The sequence below is a fragment of the Bacteroidota bacterium genome, from assembly GCA_008933805.1.
Lineage (GTDB): Bacteria > Bacteroidota > Bacteroidia > UBA8524 > UBA8524 > SB11.
Genome location: WBUH01000010.1, coordinates 13,628 through 39,032 on the forward strand (window position 1 = coordinate 13,628; position 25,405 = coordinate 39,032).

Sequence of the window (25,405 nt, forward strand, 5' to 3'; positions counted from 1 at the left end):
GTTTAGTTATTAGTTAAGGTTATTGGTTTGTATATGAAATAAGGGAGCCGTTCGGGCTGCTTACACAACCCGTTACCAGCATTTATATGAAAAAAGTTATTTGATTAGTATTCCCACAAATCGTGTTCGGTTTCCATCAGCTTTAATCTGATTTGCTCCGATTGATAAAGGGCGGCCAGTGAATTATCCGCAAACTCTTCCATTTGGCTTATTGGTAAATCAAATGCATTGGGGTATTTGGTTACATAACTGCTAAACAGCCGACCTTGAAAGAAATGGTCGAAGGAAACGCTAGCACGTTCATTGTGTACATTCAACATCTTATTTTGCACCAGTTGCGGGCGCAAATCATCATACTTCACCCAAAACAAAGGCATCTCAGGCAATTCAACACCGGCTACAATAGGTTTATACATTAGTGCCATGCCCACAATGCGGGGTATCATTCTACTTTGCTCGCTGTCAAAAATCCATTCTTCAACAATCTTCCATTTGGTCATTTTCTCCAAATCAGGCTCTTCACAAATCGTTTGTTCACATAAATCCTCAGGGTCAACAGCGTCGGGACAAAGAGTATATACAATGTGGCAATAGCGTCCTAATGTAGGAATTGTTGTATCTACATAAATTTCTGTAAACTCATTGTTTTTATAGGCGGGAACCTGTCCCGTTAAAACAGCTTGATAAACCAACGCACTTAAACTGTTTTGCGGCCAGTTAAGGGCAATATTCTGCTTCTCACGTGTATCAATAATACGTTCAAGCGTCCATTGGAATGCTGCATCTGCTTCGCGTAAAGGCTCATAAGGGACGGCAGTAGCAGTAATATCTCGGGTAGGTTCTGGCAGGGGTTGAGCATTGCCAAAAGTACATAGCATTGTCACCACACCCCATAAGGTGTATTTCAAAAATTCAGGCATAACAAATTGGTTTAAAGTGGAGTAGCTATATTTTCATAGCGGCGATTTAATGTATAACGCCCTCCTTAAACACCTTATTGTTATACTAAAGAATTTGTTCAGGCTTTTCGATGAATGGAAACCAAACTACCAGAATCAAATAAAACAAAAAAGCCATCCCGTTTGGGATGGCTTTAAATATTATGTGGGGTATTAATACTCCCAAAGGTCATGCTCCATTTCGAAAAGCTTTTGTTTCATACGCTCACCTTCAAGCAAGGCAGCCATACTATTGTCTTTAAACTCTTCGTAATCACGGATCATGTAATCGTATGCGTTGCTCCACTTAATGATGTAGCTGCTAAACATTCTTTTTTCAAAGAAATGAGCCATTGAAATACGGGCAGCATCATTAAAGGGGTTAAACATCTCTTGGTTTGTAAGTACTTTCTCACGAGTTTCATCCCAACGAACCCAAAACAAAGGAGTTTCCGGTAATTCTAAACCGGCAGCGATAGGCTTAAACAAAGGAGCAATTGCAATAATACGTACAATCATTACGCTATGTTTAGTATCGAAAATCCAGTCTTCCATTACCCTCCACTTTTGAATTTTTTCAGCATCAAACTCAGTGGTAATAACAGTATCAATCAAATCGTAGATATCGTCTGGGTTATTGGGGTTTGGTATTTGCTTTTGCTCTTTAATCGCACCGCGGTCAATAACTTCCTCAGCAGTAAATACTGATGAAAGAGAATCATTACGGTAGGCAACCAAAGTACCATCCAACACCTTGCCGAAAACTATTTTACCCATGTGATTCCTTGGCCATGTAAGGCAAAGGTTTTGTTTCTCGCGGGTGTCAATTACCCTTTCAACCCTTTTTTGGTAAGCCACATCGGCTTCACGCAAACCTGGGTAAGGGATTGCTTTGCGTTCTTTTACAGCATCGTGAGAAAACGTGAAGTCTTCAAAATTTTGCTGAGCATTGGCAAACCCTGCAACAAAAAGCAGGATAAAAATTCCGAAATATTTTTTAATACTGTTCATAATACTTTTTATCGGGCTGTAATAACCACAGGGGCCAAACCACGTGTACCATCAGGACCTGTAGCTCTAATCTGGTCGATGATAATCCTATCGCCTGATTTCAAGCTGCTGATTAATGATGAAGCAGCGTTAAGTGTAGCACCTGTACCTTGTACCTGACGTATTTCACCACGTTTTGGTACTAAAAGGAAGGTATAGCTAATGATATTGTAACTAACACCTTCGTATGCAAAACCTTCTCCAAGAGAACCAATCATACGTACAGCGTTAGCTTTAATAGTACCTGTTGTTTCAGTAGCACCGTTTTGCAAGGTACCCAATTGGGCAACCGGCATAGGGATTTTACGAACACGGAACTTAGCTGAACCCATTGGGCGTGAACCACCTTTATCGTCTTTAACAGTTACGCTAATGGTAACTTCTCCCCTGGTAGTAACATTAGCTATATAGCTTGTGCTACCGGTTTTCTTAAGAGTACCGCCACCACTTAGGCTAGCAGTAACACTTTCAGGAGGGAAACCAGGAACTGAAATCGAAATAGGGTTATCCAAACCTATGTACAACACATTCATTTTGTCTGCAGAAATTGTAGCAGCACCTTTAAATACTGTGTACTGGGTTTCAAACTCAAGTTTTTGAGCACCATCTTTACCTTGGAAATCGATATAACCTTTAACTGTCTGTGTACCTTCGGCACTAGTAGGAGTTTCGTACTTAGCAACACCGTCAACAGGCTTGATAGTACTTCCGTTGATGATTACATCATTGCTTTGTTTTGAATCGTAAGCAACTAGTAAAACATCAGCTTCAAACTTACCGCCTGAAATAACAAAACCAGATTTTGGGATAATTTTAGCAACTACCTTGTCAAAAGTTTGGCTTGATTTATCAATAGCTTTAGCTAGAGTTTCCAAAACTTGAGCTTCAGTATTTTTAGCGTCGTTTTTGATTTTTTCGAACAAGGTAACAACCGCAGCAGCAGGAGAGTGTTCAAACAACTCCGATTCCCATGTTTGGGGGGCTTTCTTGGGGTCATCAATTGCCATCAAATCAGATTTGATACGCTTTTGGTCTTCTTTGTCTAGCAGTCCTAAAAGCTTATCACGGGTTTCGTTAATTTTAGCTTTTAGTTTCTTGCCTTCACCTTCATTGATAAGCATGTTAGCATGCATTTCAATGTTATCGTTCATTGCAAGTTCTGCTTCGGGGCTGTTATTTTCTTTACGGCCGCCGGCACCAGTTTCAACCTTTTTCTTTAACTCGTCAACGTATTTAATAAAGTCAGAAGCGATTTTATCGGCTTCTTGAGCTTTCTTATAGTAAGGACCTACTTTTTCAGGTCTCTTAGCATTATCAGCAGCAAAAGCAGCTAATATGTCTTTGTTTTTTCCGTCAATATTTACACCTGACTTACTCATGGATAACTCCACCAGGTGAAATGCATGCAGGATGTCTTTTGATACGTTTAGCGCCAACAAAGCTGTTAACACCAAATACATCATGTTGATCATCTTCTGCCTTACTGTGGTTTTACCTCCAGCCATTTTACTCCTTAGTTTTAAATGTTAAACTTCAAATTACAAAAAGGCTTAGGCACCTTGTTTACCCATAGCTGAAAGCATGCTACCATAAATAGTATTAAGGCTAGAAAGGTTTTGAGTAAGCCTGTTCATTTCGGTAGTAATATGCTCAACTTGGCTTTGGTATTCTTTAGTACCTTGTGAAATTGCAGCCAAAGTATTCATGGCGTCAGCAGCACGGTGGTATGAAGAGTTAACTTCTTCCAAAGATTTTGAAGCTTTTTGAACGTTATCAGTATATTCTGAAGTAGCCACAGAAGCATTTGTAAGATTGCTCATGCTTGAAACGTTATCGCTCAATGATTTCAAACCTGAACCTAGGCTGTTAATCAAATCAGGAGTAACTTTTGCTTCTTCTAGCATTTTATCCAACTGCTGTGAAATAGTACCTTTATTGGTCTCAACCTTTTTGGTGTTCTCGCTGGGTTCCATACCTGCTAATTCAGGATAAACAAGAGTCCAATCTGGTTCTTGGTGAGGAGGTTCAAATGCAGATACAAAGAAGATAAGAGCTTCAGTGCCCAAACCTACAATCAACATCACGTCGGCACCCGGCCAGTGCATGATCTTAAAAAGTGCGCCTATGATTACCACGGCGGCTCCAATACCATACATCTTAGCCATTATGTTCTTGCCGGCTTTGCTTTCGAAGAAATTTTTGCTCATTTTTTGGTGTTTGTTAAAGGTTAAAACTTGGTTTTTTAAGGTGTTTTTTGGTTTAACGCTGTCACGCAAAACCTTAGTATAAAGTTAAGTTAATTTTTGCTTAATTATATTATTCTTTATCCCTGTTTGAACGGCCTATGTAGCTCATCACACAACGGAAACCGATGTATGATTTTGCAGTATCCTGGAACTCGAATGCACGGCTACCGGTTTGTATGAAGAATGACACATCCTTCCATGAGCCACCACGGATAACTTTACGTTTAAGCGAAGCAGGCTCATCATTTTTGGCATCGTATTGCAAATCTGAGTTCAAATCGTGAGTAACAATATGTGATTCATCAGCATATGCGCTCACAGTCCATTCTGATACGTTACCAGACATACCGTATAATCCATAATCATTGGGGAAGTATGAGTAACCCCTTACCGGATATACACCACCATCGGCTTGGTAATCACCACGACCGGGTTTAAAGTTGGCTAAGAAACAGCCTTTTGAGTTACGAGTGTAAGGACCACCCCAAGGATACATGCTACCATCACGTCCACCGCGTGCTGCAAATTCCCATTCGTATTCTGTTGGAAGACGGAAAGGAGTTACAATAGGCTCACCCAAAGACACATAATAGTCATTTAGGTAACCGGTACGCCAGTGGCTGAATGCACGAGCTTGGTGCCAATCAACGCCTACTACAGGATAGTCATCGTATTTTGGATGCCAGTAGTACATCTGGGTCATTGGTTCGTTAAACGAGTATGTGAAATCACGTACCCAAACCAATGTATCAGGATAAATTCCAACGGTTTCTTTACGAATAAACTCGTTACGTTTGGCACCCTCAGCAGCATGTGCAGCAGCTCTTAGGTCAATCCATTCGTAGTAGTAAAGAAGTTTACGAGAATCTACACCTGCTTGTCCGTAGTATCTCTCGCTTTCAGGCACGTACATATCGGCTTCTAATTGCTCCACTATTTCCTGGTCGTTCCAATCAATAACCTCATCGCGGTTAATACGTTGGTTGCCATTATCATCTTCTGAAACATAAGGGTCTCCTAAGATGTAGCGAGCCATAGAGTCGATAACGTACTCTACAAATTGCCTGTACTCGTTGTTGGTAATTTCGGTGTCATCCATGTAAAAAGCAGTTACAGTAATCTGCTTGTTAGGTGCCCTATGGGTAAAGAAAACGTCCATATCGGCCTGACCCGCATGAAATGTACCTGTGGGCACGTAGATGGTTCCGTACGGTTGAGGATGGAACCAAGGCTTACGGCCCTGAACGCCAATCAGTTCCCCTTCCATATTATTGGCACAGCCAGATAATACAAGGGTTGCTACGATCAGCAGTTGAGTGAGGTTTTTCATCACAAAGTTTTTTTTCAATTTGGCAATATTAAAAATTTCCACAATATGTTCCAACATCTTCTTCATATTTCACCTATAATCCTTCTAACGGTAGTGGTTTTTATTTTATTGTACAGTATGTGAATAAATTGTTGATTAGCGGTAACCTCCCAGTCGGCGTTGGTCTATCAGCCATTTTGGTACTGGGGCTGGGGTTGTAATATTAAAGCAATAGCTTGCAAAAATTTCATGGGTACCTCCTCCTGCTAATCCGCGGGTAATGGGTACATCGTAAGCATAGCCTAGGTAAAATTGAGGCTTAACATAGTATCCCAATTGCAAGCTAAACGCATCTAAGTATGAACTTTTACCACCATCACGGTATGATAAACCGGCAACGTATTGTTGGTTAAACAAAGCGCGGCAGTTTAAATCAACCTGTGTGGTTGCAAAAATTGTTTTTACCCAAATGTTTGGCTGTAATATTATTCCATTTGCTAATGGGTGTGTTGTACTTGCTACAACGTATATGTTACGTGCAATAGCAACATTTTGTGTTTGACCTAGAACGTCGTAAGAAACCGAACCACCTAATAAGTGGGTAGCAGAAACACCAACCTCTAAATTTTCAAGAGCTTCATTATTATAGAACAAGCCGGCACCTAAATCCATTTTGCGGCCTGAAGTAACTCCATTAGGAATCAAGGGGTCGTTAGGGTCGCGAGGGTTGTAATAGCTACCGTCAAATTCTTTTTGAAGCATGCCTACATCCAAGCCCATTTGAAGACGTTGTCCTCTGCTAAGTTTTAGATGGTATGCATAGCTGAATTTAACGTTAATGGTACGCTCATAACCAACAGCGTCACTCATAAACACTAAGCCTACACCGCTGTTGATTTTTTTGATTGGCATGGTAACGTTACCAAAATAGGTTTGCGGACCTACGGCACGTCTTTCTAAAGACTGTCCCGTCGGAGCTTTGTACTCCAAACTACCGTCTTTATATCCAACCCATTGCCTGTGGGCAAGTACGTTGGCACAAATAGCATCTTTAAAACCTGCTGCACCGGGATTATACGCAATCCGGTTTAGCATAAAATGGCTATAATAAGGATCTTGCTGGGCTTTTGCCGCGTATGCTACCACTACAAGAAATAATACAATGGTAAATCTTTTAATCATCTGTTATAGGTTAGTGTGTTATAGCGCAATATGCAAATATTAGTGATTGCAAGCAATAATACAAGCGTCACGTATAATTAAAACGACAAACGCAGTTAAAAAATTTTACGAGTGTTGAAAATTTTTATTTATTCACCTCAATAACATACTTTTCAATAGCCATAACCATTGACGGAGTTTCGGGTGTAGGGGCAGGAATATTAACAACCAGGCCTGCATCTTCGATAGCTTTTTGGGTTGCTGCACCAAAGCCTGCAATGCGTGTATTGTTTTGTTTAAAGTTGGGGAAATTTTCGAATAACGACTTTATATCCGATGGGCTAAAGAATACAATTACGTCGTAGTTTACGTGCGTAAGGTCTGATAAATCACTTGCCACAGTGCGGTATAATATGGTTTCCCTGAACTTTATCTTGCTCTTTTTTAGAAAATCAGGGATTTGAGGTGCCCTAACGTCAGAACAAGGATATAGATAGTTTTCGTTTGAATGTGACTTTATAAGGTCTAACAGTTCTTTTGTGCTGCCTTTGCCATAAAATACCTTGCGCTTGCGCAGCACAATGTATTTTTGAAGGTAATAGGCCATGCCTTCATTTACACAAAAGTATTTCATCTCCGGCGGCATCTCAACCTTCAATTCGGTGGCCACCCTAAAGAAATTATCGACTGCGTTGCGAGAGTTAAAGATAACTGCAGTGTAGTTAAGCTCGTTAATCTTCTCCTTACGCAATTCCTTTACAGGTATCGGCTCAACTTGAATAAACGGGCGGAAATCAATCTTAAGGTGATGTTTATCAGCCAAATCAAAAAATGGCGAACGTTCACCCTCAGGGCGTGGTTGTGAAACCAATATGCTCTTTACTTTCAAAGTTTTATAAGCCGGTTTGTTTTAGTACTACCTTAAAAATAGCAAGATATGGAGCTATTTCAAGGGCGCAAAGATATAAAATTAAATAAATAATTGAGTGCGGAAATGACGGTGCCGCTTGTATAATAACTCTTACCTGCTTCACTATCAGAAAAATAAGCAGCATTGCAGCTAAGTATAACTGTGGCGATGTGGCATTGAAATGAATGAAGGCGGCATTAAGCAACCCCATCAAAGGCATTAGTATTATTGCCAGCCACATATTGCCCGATACCGTTACCTGCACCAAAACGCCATAGGTGTATTCTGCTTCTAATATTGCTGCTGCAAACATTATAAAGGTGTAGCGCAACAGATAAAACACCGAAATGGCTACAAACACCAATAAAAACGATACGGTTAAGTTGTTGTGTAAAGTTATCCAGCCGGTTTTGATTACAGTAAACCAAATAAACAGGGCATAGATGAGGGCACAAATAAGCGTGGCGGCAAGGTTATAGATGTTTACAGGGGTATCGTGTTCTCGAAGGGCTTCCTCGCAATACCGAGGACTGGCAAACGACAAGAATAGCAAGTTAAACAGCCGAAGGTTGGCATACTTTAAGAATACTAAACCTAACAACACCAACAATACTATCCAGAAAACCCACTGGGGTATGGGCTTCTTCATTAAAACACCTGCATCAGCAGGGGGGTAATTTGAGTACGGTTGTAATACGACTGTAGTATCAAATCGACCAAAAAACATTCGGTCTTTCAACATACTGTCGCCCATTACAGAATCAAGAAACCGCTGATTGTCTAACACATAAAACAACGAGTCTTTGGTCCAACGCTCAGGATATAAGGCCTGATACTCAAGCACCAGCGAATCGGATAACGACTCCCAATCGTAGTAGGGTTTATACCCTTCGGGTAGGCGCAACGTATCCTGTCCCGAGGAAAACGCGGGAAAAAAGACAAGTAGTAAAAAGAGGATTCGAAGACGTTTCAAATGTTGGTGCAACATTACAAAAATAGCCAATACGCCTTTACTTACATTTGCAAAAAAAATGCAAGGGCTGTACATCCATATTCCGTTTTGTAAAAAGGCATGCCATTACTGTGATTTTCATTTCAGTACTTCGCTGGCACACAAAGCCCCATTAGTAGAGGCCCTTGCCGCTGAAATAAGGCTTCAAAAAAGCTACCTGCCCTCCCCTACGCTTGATACCATTTACTTTGGCGGCGGTACCCCATCATTACTTGAGCAGGAGGATTTAAAAAAGATATTGGAGGCTGTTTATCAAAACTTTGAATTAAGCAAGACGGCTGAAATTACGTTGGAGGCAAACCCCGACGATGTAAACAAAGAAACTGTTTCGATGTGGAAAGGTTCGGGCATTAACCGTTTGAGTATAGGGATTCAAAGTTTTTTTGAGGAAGACCTTGCTTGGATGAATCGTGCCCATAATGCTGAACAAGCTGCAAACTGCATTGATATTGCCCTGCAAAGCGGCATTGAAAACATAACTGCCGATCTTATTTATGGCTACCCCCAACTAAGTGATACTAAATGGACAAAAAACATTGAAACGATGCTGAGCACGGGCATAAACCACCTATCGGCATACAGCCTAACTGTTGAGCCCAAAACGGCTTTGGCACATAAAATAAAAAAGGGTGAGCCTGCCCCGCAAAGCAACCAAGCTGCACGTCATTTTGAAATGTTAATGGATGCTATTGCCGCAGCCGGCTGGGAGCATTATGAAATATCAAACTATTGCAAGCCGGGCAACTATGCCAAACACAACACCAACTACTGGAAAAACCAACCCTATTTAGGTATCGGTCCCTCAGCCCATTCTTATGACACCCGTAAACGTACTTGGAATGTGAGTAATAACGCATCATACATTACAAGTATTAATGCTGGCACTATACCCAATGAAGAAGAGCTGCTAAGCACTGATGACTTATTTAACGAATATGTGATGACAGGCTTGAGAACCCAATGGGGAATAAACACCCAATATGTTGAAGAAAAATGGGGCGGCAGCTATGTAAAGCACATTGTAAGCGAAGCCGAATCTTACATTAAAAACGGCCAATTGATTTACAGCTCCAACAATCTGACTTTGAGCCGGGAAGGAAAATTACTTGCCGATTATATAGCTTCCGAACTGTTTATTTAAAAACCCATTACCCCCTAATTTCAAATCATTTTTTATCCCTAACTTGCTTAGCAAACAATACACTGTTGTTACTACACTCTTTATAAAAAAGGGCAAAATCTTTTAGTTTTTTAACAGTTTGTTTATATTGCGCTAGAAGGTATCCCTGTAAACTAACTTTCACACACACGGGTAAATAAATGGAATACAAACTCTGGGGAATAAGTAGGTTAAACATTAGTTCCATTACAACTGGGCACAATTACTTCTTGTTGCCGCAAATTCTTAATGCCCGCAGATTTTCTTTCTTCACTTTGTTTAGTAATACACTTTTCTTGCTTAAATAATGCTGAACAAACTACTGCAACGTCAAATAAACCGCTACTTAGCCAACGGGAAAGAACTTCCGGAAGGGTTTAACGAGTTGCTTGCAAGTATCAGCGCACAATACGATTCTTACGATGAAGAAAAGCGGATGCTTGAACGTATTGTTGATGTTAGCTCCGAAGAAATGCAACGGCTGCACAAAAGACTGCAAGCCGATATTGAGGTCAGAAAAAAGACAGAAGATGAACTACTATTAAGCCAGCAACGCTATCAATCGTTTATAAATAATAGCCACGAAGGAATTTGGAGGGTTGAGTTTTTACAACCTATCCCCATTAACCTGCCGATTGAAAAACAAGTGGATATGTTTTATGATAGTACCCTTGCTGAATGCAATACTGAATGGGCCATGATGTATGGCCTTGACAGTATCGAAAACCTGATAGGGTCACACGTAACCAGTTTTTTTCCAAAATCACCTATTAACAACGAATACATTGCCAACTTTATAAAAAGTAATTACCAGCTACAGCGTCAAGAAACGGATGAAGTAGATTTGAAAGGCAACAGTAAAACATTCATTAACTCGTTATCAGGAATTATTGAAAACGGTTTCTTGGTTCGCTGTTGGGGAATAAAAATTGACATTACAGACTGGAGTACATACCGCAAAAAAATTGAAAAAAGCGAGACCCACTTGAAGGCTTCGCAGCAAATTGCAAAAGTGGGTAGTTGGGAAATAAGCATTGATATAAATGCCACACCAAGAGTAACCCATTTTTGGCTCTCAGAAGAAGCCTACAGTATTTATGAAATTGTACCTAACGAAGGGATACTTACCTCTGAATTCTTAACAACGTTCGTTCATCCTGCCGATAAAGAAAAACTTCTACAAGCATTTAAGCACACCATAGACACTGGCGAAATGCTTAATATAGAGCACCGTGTTGTACTTAAAAGCGGGGTTGAAAAAATAGTATTGCAAAAGGGCCAAATGGATTACCATCCAACAACAGGTCTCCCTTCAAAACTTGTAGGGGTATTGCAAGACATCAGCGAAGAAAGAATGGCTGATGCGGCATTAAAAACAGCGGAAGCCAACCTTAGAAACCTGCTTGAACATAGTGACACCGCCTACACTTTGCTGGATACTGATGGCAGGATTGTATCGTATAACGGGCTGGCCGATGAAATAGCAAAAACATACGCAAACAGAAGTTTTGTAATTGGTGAACGATACATTGACTTTATGCCTGAAAACAGGCGGGCTGATGTAGACAAATCGCTTAAAAACATAATTAAGACTAAAACAGGGGTTGAGTATGAGGTAAACTACAAAATGCCGAATGCCCCTGAAAGTTGGTTGCTGGTTAAGATAAACCCCATCATTAATGCCGACGACACTCTTATAGGGATTAACGTAGGAGCATCAAACATTACTAAACGCAAGAAAACTGAGCAGTTGCTTGAGGAAAGCAATGAGCGCTACATAATGGCCACTAAGGCTACCAATGATATTGTGTGGGACTGGGACATTGTGAACAAGAGGTTTTACCGCTCTGCCAACTACGGAAGTGTATTTGGCTTCCCCACAACCGATAACAACATTTATTACGACAATTGGGTATCGAACATACACCCTGACGATAGAGAGAGAGTTGAGAAAAGTGTTGCTGAAAAAATTAACGATCCAAAGGCTACTAAGTGGGAAGATGAATATCGGTATTACAGGCAAAACGGCGAAATAGCTTATATATCAGACAAAGGATATATACTGCACGATGACAATAAAAAAGCGGTGCGGATGGTAGGTGCCATGCAGGACATTACTGAAAAGTATCTGGCCGAAATGGAACGCAAAAAACTAACCGACGAATTGCTGCAGCGTAATAAAGACCTTGAGCAGTTTGCTTATATCGTATCGCACAACTTGCGGGCACCGGTTGCCAATATTTTAGGCTTTGTAAATATGCTTAAAGTGGGGGCTTTGGAAGAACAGGACCAAAAGGAATACATTAATGCTTTATCACTATCTATATCAAAGTTAGACGAAGTAATACTTGACCTTAACACCATTTTGCAGGTGAAGCGGGAACTGAATGAAATGAAGAAGCCCGTAACATTCTCAGAATTGGTAAGTGACATTACAAACAGTATCAGCAACTCAATTAAAAATGAAAATGTGCTGATAAAAACCGACTTTAGTCAAATAAACCAGTTCACCACTTTAAAGACCTACTTGTACAGTATTTTTTACAATTTAATATCTAACAGTATCAAGTATCGCAGGCAAAACGAACGACCTGTAATCGAAATAAAAAGTGCTAAAGAAGGTAATGTATTAAAACTTACTTTTAAAGATAACGGAATGGGGATAGATTTGCACAAAAAAGGGAAACACGTTTTCGGACTATATAAAAGATTTCACTCACAAATTGAAGGTAAAGGAATGGGGTTATACATGGTAAAAACACAGGTTGAGACACTTGGCGGGAAGATAGAGATACGAAGCGAAGTAAATGTGGGCACTGAATTTGTTATTGAGTTTGCCCTATGACGAACGAACTTGACTTTATTGTTATTGACGACGACCCCTTTAACAATAAAATATGCACTCTTTTCTTGCGCAAGTACTTTGGCGATATTGCGGTTAAAACATTTACTGAACCCGAAGCAGCCCTTAGTTTCCTTGCAGGTCATACACCGGGTACCAAGCAATCGATAGTGCTGTTGGATATAAATATGCCTACTATGTCGGGTTGGGAGTTCTTGGATGAATACGAACACGTTGATTCTACCATTAAAAACTCACTTAAAATTTACATCTTATCATCATCTGTAGATGAAAGGGATAAAGAACGTGCCGAACAAAACAAAAATGTGGTTGACTATCTAATAAAACCACTGACAACAGATGCTGTAGCCAAGTTGCTAAAAAACTGATTACGTTCAAAATCTGTCATATTTTTCTTTACACTTTTATCATACAATATGTATGAGCCTAAGGCGTTTATAATGCAACCTATAACCATTTATGAAAAAAGTTGCGTTTGCTGCACTATGTGCCGCTTTTGGGATTCTTCATACCCTGTTGTTTTATAAGCAACAGTGGGGTATTAACCTCTTACTTTTTGAAACTCCGCTTTTTTTGTTGTTGTATGCATACAACAAACCTTTGTTTAGCAACCGCACTCCCCTATTGTTATTAGCAGGCTGTTTTTTATCCATGCTTGCCGTGTTGGTAACCCACAGCTCCCTATCCTGCTTTGTTCACACCCTGTTTTTTGTTCTGCTTAGCGGAGCCACATTGCAGCCTATCAGTAATCCTGCTGCCTACTTTGTAAGCGCTTTAGAAAAAATCCCGGAAATTTTGCTCCTCCCCTTTAGCAAACAAAAAACAACAACTGTTGCTGATAAAAGCTACCGAACAACTTTTGTACTTAGGGCTACCATTGTCCCGCTGCTAATCATCGTTGTGTTTGTTTACTTTTACTCGCTGGCTGTACCCCGTTTTGACAGGCTGTTGGGCGATTTCTTTCAGCTGTTTCCCCAACTGAATTTTACCACCGTTTGGTTGTTCATTTCAGGCACAGTGCTCACTGTTTTTGTTCTTCGTGTCTCAAAATCAAATACCGTTTCAAATTTTGATGCCGTTCAACCTGACACTTTGCAGCGCACAAAAGGTTTCAACAAGTTTAGAACCCTAACATTGGGATTAAAGAAAGAACACCTTTCTATGCTGATACTACTTGTTGGGCTAAACCTGCTTATAGCAATTATAAACGGCCTTGACATAGCCTCGTATTGGTTTTCATACTCCCCTGTTTCTTATGAAGACATGAAGATATTGGTACACGAAGGAACCTACCTGCTTATTTTCTGCATCATGCTTTCGGTGGGTGTTGTACTGTATGCGTTTAGAAAGAACCTTAACTTTTATCCCAACAACAAAACAATAAGGTATTTGGGTATAGCTTGGATGGTACAAAACGGCATTATGGTGTTATCAGTTGCCTGGCGCAACTACTGGTATATACAAAGTTATAATCTTGCCTACAAACGCATTGCCGTGTTGGTATTTTTAGCAGCCACCTTGTTTGGTATAGCTACGGTTATTTTTAAGATACAGCAGCGCAAAACCGGCTACCACTTACTTAAACTCAACAGTTTTTTTGTGCTGGTATTGCTTGCCGCTCTTGCCTTTGTTAACTGGGATTTACTTATAACCCGCTATAATCTTACCCATAAAGACACCGCTTACATACACAAAAATTACCTTGCCGATATGAGCAATGCCGCCCTACCCGTGTTGTTGGAGTATCAGGATGTTTTTGATTCGCCGATTGAAAAACAAATGAGCTACAACCATTTATACAGGCAGTATGGGGATAGCGGCACTTATAAACGAATTATAGACGCAAAGGCTCAGAAATTTATGGAGCAGTATGAAAACAGGCATTGGCTGAGTTATAACATAAGCGATGCGCGAACCGCTGAATATTTAAAACAGCAGGGATACTGATGCAACAATTGCTGAATAAGCAATATATTGGCAATAGTATAAGCCACCTTATATGCGAACAAAAATTGCCGAAAGCAGCCGAAAAAATAAAGAACTGATTGTTTGGCGGGGAAAAGAAACCCAGCGAATTGAAGCGTTTAGCGACTCAGTATTTGCGTTTGCCCTTACGCTGTTAATTGTATCATTAGAGGTACCCAAAAGTTTTAGCCAACTTAGCGATGTGCTAAGCGGCTTCTTCATATTCGGGCTTTGCTTTATTCTGCTGTTTCAGGTTTGGTACTGCCAAAACCTATTTTTCAGACGATACGGACTGCACGACATTAAAACCATTGTACTAAACGGGGCTTTACTGTTTACGGTGTTGTTTTACGTATATCCCCTAAAGTTTTTGTTTTCACTGTTCGCAGTGGGCACAAAGTTGTCAGTCTCAATATTGCCGCAAGAAGTACCTACTTTAATGCTCGTTTACGGATTGGGCTTTTGCGCCATTTTTTTGCTGTTTGCTTACATGTATGCCCACGCTGCAAAATGTGCCGATGAGCTAAACCTTACAGAACTTGAAGTGTTTGAAACTAACACCCACAAGTTCATATTTTTAACGTTTGTGGTAGTGGGAATCATTGCAATAATAGTTGCCTTTATTGTGCCCCCGCAATGGGCAGGGCCAACAGGAGCATTGTACAGCCTAACGGGTTTAGGGGTTAGTATGGTAACTTCGCGAAGGGAAAAAATCAGGAAAAAGAGATTTCCTTCATAGGCTACAATGTTAACAAAACCATTTCCCACAGCGGATTGAATTTCAGTTTTTTACAAGTTTCATTTGCTATACAAAATATATTTGTTAACTTTGCGTTAACATTAAGATAACATTTGAATAACAATGAAACAAGAAACTAAACAAAGGCTTGATTATAAGCTGGATAGAGTGGTAATCATCATAATGATTGCAACTGTTATCGGGTTTGCGGCTATCCGCATATCAGCCACTCTGTTTGGTATCAGTGCATTATGGTCGTTACTGGCCCTGGTTGTTGGGCTAAGCGCTTTAATAGCAGCAATGTTGCTAAAAGGCGCGTTGACAGGAAAAAGATATATGCAAGGTGCCAAACACAGGCGCGAAAAATGGTTTCCGTTCTTCTTCAGGAAAAACGAAAGCCTTGCTGACGAAGCTTTTAAAAGCTGGGAAGGCAAAAATTAATCAAATTCTCATCTAATTAAATACACCCCGCTTTAGTAATACGCCCCAGTGGCGATTGCCAAAGCGGGGTTTTTGTTTGTATAAACTACTGATTGTTGTTGTTTCCACTTATCTAAAAATACATCCCACTTATGGGTATAATCGGTCACTTGTAAAGCGGCCCTATGTAAATACAAATAACAATTGCTACTTGTATGAATACTAACAACATCAATGAAAAAAAATACCCAACTGGTAATTGCATTAGCTTTACTATGGACAACCGGTAAAAGCCAAAATGCAAACACGCAACTACTACAGCAAGCTGAATTACTAACTGCAAGTGCCCAAGAAAATCACTGGGCAGCTTATGAAGTTTATAATACACTAAGCAATAATGGAGTGCAACGCAAAAGCACACGCTACCGCATAACAGGTTCAAGCGCCACCGAACTAAATGCCATTACAGATACGGCACGTATTAAATATACGGGCAACCGCGAATCGGTAGGACTTGTAAATAATTCGTACTTGGCATACCAAGTCGCTTATCCCTACGAAAGCAGCCCGTATGACGAACTGATTAACTATAAAAAGGTGGGAAGCAATTTCAGCCCCAATACAAAGTACATAAGGAAATACAATGCTGATGGCACCGTATCGCAAACTTCCGACTCACTTTTTGGCCAAGTTACACGCTATTCATACACCTATAACTCAAATAAGAAAGTTGAAACTGCCCTTGGGGAAGTGAATTATGGCAGCGGTTATCAAAACTTAGCCAAACATGAATACACCTACGCAACCGGGTTACAAACAAAAAAGGTGTTTAGCTGGTCTTCCGGAGCATGGAATTTAACGGCTACCGAATATACTTATGGCACAACAAAAGCCGACTCTATCATTTATGGTTCATCAAAAAAGTACTACACGTATGATGGAAGCGGAAACATTTTAACCTACACTGAACATAATATTAACGGTCCTCTTAAGAGAGAAGAATGGACTTATAACTCATCAGGCAAAGTAACTGAAGTTTTAACGCTTACTTGGAGCCAATCGACATGGGTGAACCAATCTAAGAAAAGATACACTTATAACTCAGGCGGCCACCTTGACAGCTTTATGAATTTATCATGGAACACCTCGGTGTTTACTAACGTTTTGCTAACCGTTTATAGTTACCAAAGCGGAAAATTGAGTGAGTACACCAACTACAACTGGGGCGGCACATGGCAAACTACCAACAGGTTTGAGTTTAAACTTAATGCCCAGCAAAACCTAAGTCAAGTACATCTTTATACCAACCAAGGTGGTAACCTTACATTTACACGCCGCTACCGCTACTATTACGAGTCGTACAACAATACTACCGGTATTGAGACTGATGTGCAACAATCCAATAAAATGGTGGTTTACCCCAACCCTGCTTCGTTTGAATTAACTTTTGAAGCAGAAATACCTCAAGAAGATGCGGTTACGCTTCGCATTTATGATTTGGCAGGGAAACAGATTACGGAAAAACTTACTTTGCCTGAAATGGGTTTAGTAAAAACCACTTTGAACTTACGTGAGTTTAACTTACAAAACGGTGTGTATTTATATACACTGGGCACTGCAAAAGGCACGCAAACAGGCAAATTTATGATAGCTCGCTAAGCCAACCGAGAGCACCAACATACACCTGCATTTAATTAAAAAAGGCTCCCGCAAGCGGGAGCCTTTTTAGGATATGCAAACTGATAGCTAAACTCTACTTACCGAGACGTTGACAAGAACCACTATGTTGCGCCGCATTTGAGGAAAATTTATTCCCACACCTTCAATTAAGTCCAAAAATCAAGAAATTATTTTGCTATAAACTAAGAATTAACCACTTAGAAAAACTGTCAAATTCTAACATTATCTAATCATTAAAAATTTTGTTGTTTATACCCCACCAATAGCATTTGAGTATGATTGCGCTGCCAAGTGGCAACGGTTTTAGCAGCCCGGGCACTATCAAACTGCATTTTATGAACTATTTTGTTGGCATTGTAAGAACCCTAAAGGGGAAACAAAAACTATTGTTACTTAAACGGATAAGAAGCCAGCCGCTAAAACTCAAACTGTTTAATTATGTGGTTGAAAATGATGAAACCGATAACGAGTCATTAAACAGTTTTTTGGGGCAGGGCAAAAACTTCAGCAGCCTGTACACACTTAAAAACCGCTTACTGGATGATATAATAGCAGTGAAGCAAGAGTTTATCACTCACGAGGTGGTGAAGGTGAAAGAACAAGTACAGCACTTAACCTTGCTGCTTGCAAGCGGAGAAAACGAGATACTGCAACGCGAACTAAAGAAGCTTGAAAGAAGTGCGCTGAGATATGAATTAACCACAGAGTTAACAACGATATATTACTGCTACTATCTTATCAGCGATGCAAAAAAGCGTGATAAGTACCTAAAGCAGCTTGAAAACCTGAACAAAAAGACGGAGGTGGCTTTTGAGCTTGATAAACTTTTTTACACCAGAATCTTACATGCACAGGAGCTTTTTTATTTTTCAAACAAACGACTACTTGATGAGTTAAGAACCATTCGCGAAAAGGTAAATTACTACCACAGCCAACTGCAAAGCCAAACATCACGGTTTTACCTGTTGTTTACTGATGTTGTACTCTCCCTATCCGGCAATGAGCTGTTCACTGAACAAGCTGCGCAAGCCTTTAAGCAGTTGCAACAGTTAAGCAAGTTGTATTTGTACTCGTTTTTAAAGCGTACCATGCCTATGGGGCAAATGGCCATAGATTGCCTTTACTTGCGCTTTTACTACCTCACCAATAACAATACACAATTTAACATATTGCAACGCGGCCTGTATCCCGACATTATGAAGCTTCAAAAACACTATTTGTTTGATTGTTGCTTCACAGTTTTTGCAATGCACATTGTTTACGACAGCGCCAAACAAGGTAAAGCACACAGCATTATTGCACAGCTAAGTAAGATTATCAAAGAAGAGAGTATAACCCAGCTGCCCAATAACTACAATGCACACGCCTACTACCTGCTGGCGCTAAAAGAGTATCACCTTGAAAATTATGCGGGTTGCAGCAGTTTATTAATTAAGGGTAGAAGTTGTCCCATAAACCCCGCCTCTGCATGGATATTGTTTGAAATTACATTGCTAAGCCTGCTAACCATGCTACACAGGCACGAATACCTGTACATTGAACATGAAATCAACCTTTTGCGCAGGTATTTTGTAAAATATAAAATCGAAGCGGCACATATTAAAGCACTTAATCCCTTGTTTAAAACATTAAGGGAATTTGAAAAAACACAGGATATGTGCCGAGTTAAAAATGCTGTAAACAGGGTGTGTGAAGAAACGGGATTAATGAAACTGATTGCAACGGCAACAGTACCGGAATCAATATCACACTGATTATTAAACACCTACACCTTACTTAATGTAAGCCAAGGGTAGTTCATCAACGCTTAACTCTACACTGAAACGAACTAATCATTTGATTTCCAACACAAACCGAATTTCTCATTCCACAAAGCCGGTTTGTAAACTCCCGTTTTTTCCCAAATTAACTATTTATTGAGGGTGTTTCATGCAAACCCAAACTTAGTATATGGATGATAGTTTACAGCAAAAACCAGTGTTCTGTTTGTTTTTGGTTCAAACAGAAACCCAGAAAGAAGTAACGCTCCATTAATGTAAACCCAGCAGGGGGTTAACTGTAGGATAACGGTTTTGCTACACAGCGCATGTTTAAGCACCTCTACCTTTGTCGCTGCCTAGGCCTTGCATTTAACTATCAAAAACCAAAAACAATGAAAAAACTTATCTTACAAACTAAGATGCTGTTTTTAACAGCCATTTCGTTATTCTCCCTAGCCGCCACGGCTCAAGCTGAAAAAGGTGTACTTTTATTGAATGAATTCTCAAACGGTGCCAACGGAAACAAAGAATGGGCGGAGCTTGTTGTAGCCAACAACTCAACCGGTTTAACTGTAAACGTTGACATTACCGGCTGGTTGTTTGATGATAACAACGGCGTATTTAACGGTTCAACCGTTTCAGGTGCAGGTATCTCTCCCGGACACTTGCGTTTTGCTGACAGCAGCATTTGGAAAAACGTTGAGATTGGTACTTACATCGTACTTTTTAACGGTGCCGATACTTCTGAGTTTGACCAAACAAACCCTGCTTTTGTAAATGCATTTACCGACCCTAACGGTGTTTATGCGTATGATAACGGTACTGACAGCGTATTTATATTTGTTGCAGTAGGTGTTAGCCCATACATCGTTTACAAAACAACTACTCCAATTGTAGGTACAGTTAACAAAAGCGGCTATTGCAGCCAAGATGCTTACACGTTGAACAACAACGCTTGGAACGGTGTTTCGCTACGTAACGGCGACTCAGTTTTGGGTGATGGTTTCCAAGTGAGGTGCCCCGGTTGTATTGACAACCCTAATTTTTCTGACGACCCTGCGTTTTACCACGGTGTATCATACAGCGCACAAAACAGCCACGTGTCTATCACTGTAGGTGAGCAAGGCCCACACATTGTTGTTGACTCTAACGGTGGTACCGGAAGGGCATTTGAGTTTTTCCAAGGTACTGCTACCAGCTCTATAGGTGCTGATGCTAACTGGCGTGCTATCAGCTACTCTGCTGCAACCCCGGGTACTGCTAACTCTACAGACAACCTTGATTTTAGAAACTACATTATCGACCTTGTAAACACCTACCCTATTTGCTATGAATTTGAACCTGACACTACCCCTGTAAGAGGTGTATTGGTTGTTACAGAATGGTCTAACGGCCCCAGCGGTAACTGTGAGTACATTGAACTTTTAGTAGCTACTTGCGGTGCTGATGCAGTAACAACAGAAGTAGATATCCGCGGCTGGGTTGTTGATGACAACAACGGCGTATTCGGTTCAGGAACCGGTAAAGGTATCACCAACGGACACGTTAAATTTGCCAACCTTGATACCTTGAAAAAAGTTCCCGTAGGTACTGTTATTGTATTGTACAACGGTGCTGACAATTGCTACAACTTTACTGTTGACCAAGACTATTCTGACAGTACATTGGTATTGCAAATAGGCGGAACAGGTCCTACTTCATTTATTGTTAGCAATAAATCAGCTTCAGGTGTTAGTGTAAAACCAACTACAACTGATAGCACCTATTGTTTAGCTGCTTACGAAACTACAGCCACTGATTGGAACGGAAGAATCAGCTTTGGAAATACTGCTGACGGTGTACAAGTACGTTGCCCAGAGTGTGAACCTGTATTCTACCACGGTGCTAGCTACGGAACAGCTTTAGTAGCCCGTGCACAAACACCAAGCGATTTGGGAGGCCCTAAACTTGCTACAGGTAGCCAAGGTGGCAAAACCTTTATACTAAGCCAAGGAGGTTGCAACGTTGGTACAGCAGGTAACTGGACTATTGCTACTGCTGCTACTGCGGGTTCTGCTCCTGCAACTGCCGGTGTTGTTGATACTGCTGTTTACAACCCTATCATCACTAACAGGTCTTGTAACTTCCCATGCTGCGAGGCTCCCGGCGGAAGCAAAACAGGTAGCTTTGAAAGCGGAGAAATTAACGCTGAAGAACTAGGCTTTGTAGTAGGTGATGCTTACCCTAACCCTGCTTCAACTGCATTGAGCATCGATGTAAACTCTACCGAAGACTTCACTCTTACTTTTGTTGACATTACCGGTCGTGTTGTTTACACAAACAACTACAGTGCTACTAAAGACCTTTCAACAATAACTGTAAACCTTTCTGATTTCGCTGCCGGCACATACTTCTTCAACGTGGTTAGCAACTCAAACAACCACACAGGCCGTGTAGTAATCAGCCGCTAATTAAAATTTAGCTTACATTCTTCCATAGCCTTCCAAGCCACCCCAAAAGGGTGGCTTTTTTGTTTTATACCGCTGCTATTTAAACCTGCGTAATGTGAGAACTGCATATATATACACTGAAAAAACAAAGGAAAATACAGCAAAACAAAGCCCTACTTAACCAAAATTTAAAAGATAGAGGCATTAGAAAAGCTGCATTTTTCGCCATTGGGTTTTACTATTCAATAATGCTACTGCTACTTATTGCTGATGGAAATTTCTAAACCACTATCATCATGAAAAAAATCCGCATTTTATTTTTACTGTTCAATTTGCTTTGGGTACACATTGCCCTTATTGCACAAACCAATCCAACGGCAGTATCACTGCCCTTCTCACTCACCGGCCAAAGCTCTGCCACCTTACCAACGGGGGTTGCCGTGCATAGGTTTACCAGCATCCCTACTACCCGCACCCTTTCAGCCGCTACGGGCGATTTGCCCAATCAAGGCAGTTCACCAACATTGGCCACAGGCGGCTGGTATCATTTAGGTACAGATGGAATAGGCATACTTTCATCGGGCACCAATCCTGCGGGGGCTGTTGTTGTTGCTATTAACACCACAGGTCTTACCAACATACAAGTTTCATGGTTGTGTAAAACCATTAAGAATCAAAGCTCACGCGACAACAGCATTGCATTGCAATACCGTGTAGGTACCTCGGGCAGCTTTATTAATGTGGGAACCACCACTACTTACAGCAGTACGGGTATGATCGACGGACACAGTTCATCGACCTTAACAGAAACATTGCCCGTAGGTGCCGAAAATCAATCAGTAGTTCAAGTACGCTGGATTTACTGGGAATCAGTAAGTACCAGCGGCTCACGTGATAAAATCTCTGTAGATGACATCTCTATCACAGGCTCAAGCTCTTCATCGTGTGCTACACCAACAGGTATTTCAGCATCAGGTATCACTACAACATCTGCTACTATTAGCTGGAATACAGTATCAGGTGCTTCATCGTATGAATATGCCGTTACTACTTCGTCAACAGCACCTTCATCGGGCACTAACACTACATCCACATCGGCAGCGGTAGGTAGTTTAACACCTAACACCCTTTATTATGCGCACGTTCGCGCCAATTGCGGCGGAAGTACATTTTCAAGCTGGGGCACTAACACGTTTACCACCAACGACTCAACCGGAGGCGATACCGGCAACTTTGTAATAATGACGTATAACCTGCTTAACTACCCCGGCAGCACTGGCTCGTCTCGCGAGCCAAGTTACCGCACTATTATTGATGCTGTGAACCCCGATATTGTGGTTTGCCAAGAGGTATTACAATCTACAGGAGCTACTAATTTTTTGAGTAACGTGCTAAACTACAGTGCCAGCAACTACAACATGGCCACGTTTATTGACGGCTATGACACTGACAATTCATTGTACTACAAAAGTGCTAAATTCCAATTCATCAGTAACACAGCCATTTCAACATCGTTAAGGGATATTAACCAATTCCTGCTTAAGCACATTGCTTCGGGCGACTCACTATACATATACTCTGTGCATTTAAAAGCCGGCAATACCAGTAGCGATGAAACCCAACGCGAAGGTGAAGTAGATGACCTTAGAGCTGTAACTGACGCTTTCCCCGCAGGAAAGTATTTCTTAGTATGCGGTGATTTTAACATTTATAGCGGTAGCGAAACTGCGTATCAAAAAATGGTAACCAACGGCAGCAATGCTAATGGTAAATTTAACGACTTATTAAGCCTGTCAGGTAGTTGGAATAACTCATCGTATGCCATCCACCATACACAATCGCCCCGCACAACTTCATTCGGTGGCGGAGCCACGGGAGGGCTTGACGACCGTTTTGATATGTTGCTGTTTTCAACCGCTATTACCCAAACAGGGGGTTTTGACATTGTGCCTAACACTTACAAAGCATTTGGTAACGACGGACAACACTATAACCAGGCCCTTAACACACCTCCTTATACCATGTATTCGTCAACCATTGCTTCTGCCCTGCACGATGCCTCTGATCACCTTCCTGTAGTGGTAACATTTACACATACATCAGGGTCGCCTATGTTGGCACCAGTGCAAAGCTCGGCGTCAAATACATCGGCAACCGATAATACTGTGTTTACTTACTCATCTGTAACTACAGGTGCAACCACTCCTTCTGTAACCATTTACCCAAACCCTGCAACACAAAGCTTTACGTTACAAGTAAATGTAGGTGACGCTTTAAATACCCCGCTAAAGCTATACGATGCCACAGGAAAACTAGTATATCAAGTTGAGTTAGCTGCCGCAAACAGTGAAACTGTGAAAGTAGACGTAAGTCACTTAAACCTTGCCAAAGGAATATACTTTATCCATACACAAGTTTCATCGCCTGTGAAATTGATTATTGAGTAATTGAATGCGTTGCGCATGGGGTTTTAACCCGTTTTAATGCAATCCCCAAAGGACTTAGCTCTTTTGGGGATTTTTCATTAACACCAAAACCGACGGGCATAAAGCCCGCCTTTCTTATATAATTTCGTATCGAATGGTTTAAAACCATTAGATACGCTACTCGCAAAAGCCCTGAATTTTATATTCAGGGTAACGAGAGGAAATTTCTCATACAGATACTAAGCCGCAATAATTCTATGAAAAGCCAACTTAGCGCCTTAGTGGCACCAATTTACTTCATAACAAATAAAAAAGCCGGCATTGCTGCCGGCTTCACAAAAGAAAACCTATTAAAAATGCATTATGCTATTCTAAGAAACGGGGAGTAAGAATTATCTTATTCAAAACAGGTTTGGGTTTACGAGTGGTTTTCAACACAAAATTCAATACCAACTCGTGTGTACCGCTACTCACATTGCTAATATCAGTAAGCGTATAATCATAGCTATATCCCAAATGCCATTGCGGGGTGATGTAATACCCTAACAATACCGACATAGCGTCGCCTGAGCGGTAAGCAAAACCGCCACGTAATTTTTGCTTGTACAACAAGTCAGCATTCACATCAAACTGGGTGGTTGCACCATCGTTTTTCATCAACACATTAGGGCGTAATGCTAATACAGGTGAAAGCTCAAATTGCATGCCTGCTGTTAAGTAATAGTGCCTGCGGCCGTTGTATTTAACCATTGCTCCGGCAGCGGCATCGTAGTTAAAATCTTCCTCTGAAAGGTGGGTGGCCGAAAGCCCTACGTACAAATTGTTTACGCTTTCGTTTTGATAGAAAAATCCAAACCCGTAATCAGGTTTCAAACTCGATACGTTTGTAGTAGGGATTTTAAGGTCGTTGGCTTGCTCAGGGCTAAGTTTGCTGCCGTTTAACGATTTCTGCAAAAACCCGATAGAAGGCCCTACGCCCAAAGTTCCACTACCGATATTGAAACGGTAGTTATAAGACAATGAAAGGTTTACCGATTTTTCATAGCCCAATTTATCGTTTACCAATTGCAAGCCAAAACCGTGGCTACGGAAGGGAAGATTAATACCTAATGACTGGGTACTGGGAGCCAACCCCTCTTTGTAGCCAGCCCATTGGCTGTGGTGCAGCAAAGTAGCCTCTAAACCACCTTGTGAGCCTGAATAAGCAGGGTTGTATGCCTGCCTGTTAAACATAAAATGAGTATAGTAAGGGTCTTGCTGGCCAAAAACGGCTGCACAAATAAGCAACAAGCCCAACACTGCTATTATCTTTTTCATTGTTTTAATTTTTTCTTCTTT

General features: G+C 40.9%; 19 protein-coding genes. 10 read left to right on the top strand and 9 right to left on the bottom strand.

From position 1 onward, the window contains the following. Positions 1 to 104: 104 nt before the first annotated feature. From gldN (F9K23_10855) to F9K23_10890, 8 genes are all read right to left on the bottom strand, one after another. Complete coding sequence (gldN, locus tag F9K23_10855) at positions 105 to 920, bottom strand: gliding motility protein GldN (GenBank protein ID KAB2915341.1); 816 nt, start codon at positions 918 to 920, stop codon at positions 105 to 107. A 192-nt stretch (positions 921 to 1,112) separates the two neighbouring features. Next, the gene (gene gldN, locus F9K23_10860) at positions 1,113 to 1,949 is read right to left on the bottom strand and encodes a gliding motility protein GldN (GenBank protein KAB2915342.1); all 837 of its coding nucleotides are present in this window, start codon (positions 1,947 to 1,949) and stop codon (positions 1,113 to 1,115) included. Positions 1,950 to 1,957: 8 nt separating this feature from the next. Beyond that, entirely contained in the window at positions 1,958 to 3,493 is a 1,536-nt protein-coding gene (gene gldM, locus F9K23_10865; GenBank protein ID KAB2915343.1) for a gliding motility protein GldM, read from the bottom strand. A gap of 45 nt (positions 3,494 to 3,538) precedes the next feature. Beyond that, the gene (gldL, locus tag F9K23_10870; protein ID KAB2915459.1) at positions 3,539 to 4,153 is read right to left on the bottom strand and encodes a gliding motility protein GldL; all 615 of its coding nucleotides are present in this window, start codon (positions 4,151 to 4,153) and stop codon (positions 3,539 to 3,541) included. Positions 4,154 to 4,304: 151 nt separating this feature from the next. Next, a complete protein-coding gene (locus F9K23_10875; protein KAB2915460.1) occupies positions 4,305 to 5,564 on the bottom strand; it encodes an SUMF1/EgtB/PvdO family nonheme iron enzyme in 1,260 nt (419 codons plus the stop codon). A 135-nt stretch (positions 5,565 to 5,699) separates the two neighbouring features. After that, on the bottom strand, positions 5,700 to 6,725 hold the full coding sequence (locus F9K23_10880) for a type IX secretion system membrane protein PorP/SprF (protein ID KAB2915344.1): 1,026 nt from the start codon (positions 6,723 to 6,725) through the stop codon (positions 5,700 to 5,702). A 124-nt stretch (positions 6,726 to 6,849) separates the two neighbouring features. Then, positions 6,850 to 7,593, bottom strand: coding sequence for a uroporphyrinogen-III synthase (locus F9K23_10885; GenBank protein KAB2915345.1), 744 nt, complete (start codon positions 7,591 to 7,593; stop codon positions 6,850 to 6,852). Between the two features lie 4 nt (positions 7,594 to 7,597). After that, positions 7,598 to 8,662 (bottom strand): DUF4271 domain-containing protein, encoded by a 1,065-nt coding sequence (locus tag F9K23_10890; protein ID KAB2915346.1) that lies wholly within the window; start codon positions 8,660 to 8,662, stop codon positions 7,598 to 7,600. Between F9K23_10890 and hemW the strand changes: the two genes are divergently transcribed. From hemW to F9K23_10940, 10 genes are all read left to right on the top strand, one after another. Further along, a complete protein-coding gene (hemW, locus tag F9K23_10895; protein KAB2915347.1) occupies positions 8,646 to 9,767 on the top strand; it encodes a radical SAM family heme chaperone HemW in 1,122 nt (373 codons plus the stop codon). The genes F9K23_10890 and hemW overlap by 17 nt on opposite strands. Positions 9,768 to 10,092: 325 nt before the next feature. Then, positions 10,093 to 12,630 (top strand): PAS domain-containing protein, encoded by a 2,538-nt coding sequence (locus F9K23_10900; protein ID KAB2915348.1) that lies wholly within the window; start codon positions 10,093 to 10,095, stop codon positions 12,628 to 12,630. Next, positions 12,627 to 13,016 (top strand): response regulator, encoded by a 390-nt coding sequence (locus F9K23_10905; protein KAB2915349.1) that lies wholly within the window; start codon positions 12,627 to 12,629, stop codon positions 13,014 to 13,016. Before F9K23_10900 ends, F9K23_10905 begins: the two co-directional genes overlap by 4 nt. A 91-nt stretch (positions 13,017 to 13,107) precedes the next feature. After that, entirely contained in the window at positions 13,108 to 14,595 is a 1,488-nt protein-coding gene (locus F9K23_10910) for a DUF4173 domain-containing protein (GenBank protein KAB2915350.1), read from the top strand. A gap of 52 nt (positions 14,596 to 14,647) precedes the next feature. Continuing rightward, entirely contained in the window at positions 14,648 to 15,352 is a 705-nt protein-coding gene (locus tag F9K23_10915) for a DUF1211 domain-containing protein (protein KAB2915351.1), read from the top strand. A gap of 123 nt (positions 15,353 to 15,475) precedes the next feature. Continuing rightward, on the top strand, positions 15,476 to 15,793 hold the full coding sequence (locus F9K23_10920; protein KAB2915352.1) for a hypothetical protein: 318 nt from the start codon (positions 15,476 to 15,478) through the stop codon (positions 15,791 to 15,793). Positions 15,794 to 16,006: 213 nt separating this feature from the next. Then, complete coding sequence (locus tag F9K23_10925) at positions 16,007 to 17,431, top strand: T9SS type A sorting domain-containing protein (GenBank protein ID KAB2915353.1); 1,425 nt, start codon at positions 16,007 to 16,009, stop codon at positions 17,429 to 17,431. Between the two features lie 356 nt (positions 17,432 to 17,787). Next, positions 17,788 to 19,206 (top strand): hypothetical protein, encoded by a 1,419-nt coding sequence (locus F9K23_10930; GenBank protein ID KAB2915354.1) that lies wholly within the window; start codon positions 17,788 to 17,790, stop codon positions 19,204 to 19,206. Positions 19,207 to 19,538: 332 nt separating this feature from the next. Further along, the gene (locus F9K23_10935; GenBank protein KAB2915355.1) at positions 19,539 to 21,662 is read left to right on the top strand and encodes a T9SS type A sorting domain-containing protein; all 2,124 of its coding nucleotides are present in this window, start codon (positions 19,539 to 19,541) and stop codon (positions 21,660 to 21,662) included. Positions 21,663 to 21,937: 275 nt separating this feature from the next. Next, positions 21,938 to 24,088 carry a T9SS type A sorting domain-containing protein gene (locus F9K23_10940; protein ID KAB2915356.1) on the top strand — a complete coding sequence of 717 codons (2,151 nt, stop codon included), beginning with the start codon at positions 21,938 to 21,940 and terminating at the stop codon, positions 24,086 to 24,088. A gap of 345 nt (positions 24,089 to 24,433) precedes the next feature. Here F9K23_10940 and F9K23_10945 read toward each other — a convergent pair whose 3' ends face one another. Further along, on the bottom strand, positions 24,434 to 25,384 hold the full coding sequence (locus F9K23_10945) for a type IX secretion system membrane protein PorP/SprF (protein KAB2915357.1): 951 nt from the start codon (positions 25,382 to 25,384) through the stop codon (positions 24,434 to 24,436). Positions 25,385 to 25,405: the final 21 nt, after the last annotated feature.

What these genes read in the sequence shown, in the direction of transcription:
- gldN (KAB2915341.1), bottom strand. Translation starts at nt 920, where the DNA reads ATGCCTGAATTTTTGAAATACACCTTATGGGGTGTGGTGACAATGCTA.
- gldN (KAB2915342.1), bottom strand. Translation starts at nt 1,949, where the DNA reads ATGAACAGTATTAAAAAATATTTCGGAATTTTTATCCTGCTTTTTGTT.
- gldM (KAB2915343.1), bottom strand. Translation starts at nt 3,493, where the DNA reads ATGGCTGGAGGTAAAACCACAGTAAGGCAGAAGATGATCAACATGATG.
- gldL (KAB2915459.1), bottom strand. Translation starts at nt 4,153, where the DNA reads ATGGCTAAGATGTATGGTATTGGAGCCGCCGTGGTAATCATAGGCGCA.
- F9K23_10875 (KAB2915460.1), bottom strand. Translation starts at nt 5,564, where the DNA reads ATGAAAAACCTCACTCAACTGCTGATCGTAGCAACCCTTGTATTATCT.
- F9K23_10880 (KAB2915344.1), bottom strand. Translation starts at nt 6,725, where the DNA reads ATGATTAAAAGATTTACCATTGTATTATTTCTTGTAGTGGTAGCATAC.
- hemW (KAB2915347.1), top strand. Translation starts at nt 8,646, where the DNA reads ATGCAAGGGCTGTACATCCATATTCCGTTTTGTAAAAAGGCATGCCAT.
- F9K23_10890 (KAB2915346.1), bottom strand. Translation starts at nt 8,662, where the DNA reads ATGTACAGCCCTTGCATTTTTTTTGCAAATGTAAGTAAAGGCGTATTG.
- F9K23_10900 (KAB2915348.1), top strand. Translation starts at nt 10,093, where the DNA reads ATGCTGAACAAACTACTGCAACGTCAAATAAACCGCTACTTAGCCAAC.
- F9K23_10905 (KAB2915349.1), top strand. Translation starts at nt 12,627, where the DNA reads ATGACGAACGAACTTGACTTTATTGTTATTGACGACGACCCCTTTAAC.
- F9K23_10910 (KAB2915350.1), top strand. Translation starts at nt 13,108, where the DNA reads ATGAAAAAAGTTGCGTTTGCTGCACTATGTGCCGCTTTTGGGATTCTT.
- F9K23_10915 (KAB2915351.1), top strand. Translation starts at nt 14,648, where the DNA reads ATGCGAACAAAAATTGCCGAAAGCAGCCGAAAAAATAAAGAACTGATT.
- F9K23_10920 (KAB2915352.1), top strand. Translation starts at nt 15,476, where the DNA reads ATGAAACAAGAAACTAAACAAAGGCTTGATTATAAGCTGGATAGAGTG.
- F9K23_10925 (KAB2915353.1), top strand. Translation starts at nt 16,007, where the DNA reads ATGAAAAAAAATACCCAACTGGTAATTGCATTAGCTTTACTATGGACA.
- F9K23_10930 (KAB2915354.1), top strand. Translation starts at nt 17,788, where the DNA reads ATGAACTATTTTGTTGGCATTGTAAGAACCCTAAAGGGGAAACAAAAA.
- F9K23_10935 (KAB2915355.1), top strand. Translation starts at nt 19,539, where the DNA reads ATGTTTAAGCACCTCTACCTTTGTCGCTGCCTAGGCCTTGCATTTAAC.
- F9K23_10940 (KAB2915356.1), top strand. Translation starts at nt 21,938, where the DNA reads ATGAAAAAAATCCGCATTTTATTTTTACTGTTCAATTTGCTTTGGGTA.
- F9K23_10945 (KAB2915357.1), bottom strand. Translation starts at nt 25,384, where the DNA reads ATGAAAAAGATAATAGCAGTGTTGGGCTTGTTGCTTATTTGTGCAGCC.